Below are 636 nucleotides of genomic sequence, written 5' to 3' on the forward strand. Positions count from 1 at the left end.
CCGACGCTTGAGCGGCCGTCGAAGGATCCAGATGCCCGCATTACCGCGCGGCAGGGCAAGGGCGGCTTCACCTTCGGCTACAAGGCTCATGTCGGGGTGGATGAGGGCTCTGGCCTGATCCGCACGGTGATCACCACACCAGCCAACGTCAACGACACGGTCGTGGCTGACACCTTGATCTGCGGCGACGAGAAGACGGTTTGGGCGGACGCCGCCTACGACACCCATGCCCGCCGCGCCCGGCTCAAGGCCGAAGGCAAGAAGGTGCGCATCGCGCGCCGCCCCAACAAGCATCATCCGCAGCTGCCGCCGCGTCTCAAGCACTACAATCGCTTGATCGCCAGACGCCGGGCGGCGGTGGAGACCACCTTTGCTACCCTCAAGTGCCGCATGAAGCTGACCACGATCCGCTATGTCGGGCTGGCCAAGGCGACCGCCCAGGTGACGATGGCGGCGATCGCCTTCAACATGCGCCGATGGGCCGCTATCGCGGGATAGGTGCGCCTGAGTTCCGCCCATACAGGGTCGGACGACCGCCTGAAACCCCAAACAAGACGTCAAATCCCCCGCAAACAAGCGAACAACCGCCGCAACCCCGCCGCCGCAAGCTTTTGCTCATGACTGCGCAACAGGTCC

General features: G+C 64.9%; 1 protein-coding gene. It reads left to right on the forward strand.

Annotated features, from left to right (window positions below; translation table 11 throughout):
• Positions 1–498: IS5 family transposase (locus NKH01_RS35205; RefSeq protein ID WP_353024752.1), on the forward strand; the 498-nt coding region annotated here is incomplete at its 5' end.
• Positions 499–636: the final 138 nt, after the last annotated feature.

The organism is Mesorhizobium sp. M1403 (assembly GCF_040317695.1).
Classification (GTDB): Bacteria; Pseudomonadota; Alphaproteobacteria; order Rhizobiales; family Rhizobiaceae; genus Mesorhizobium.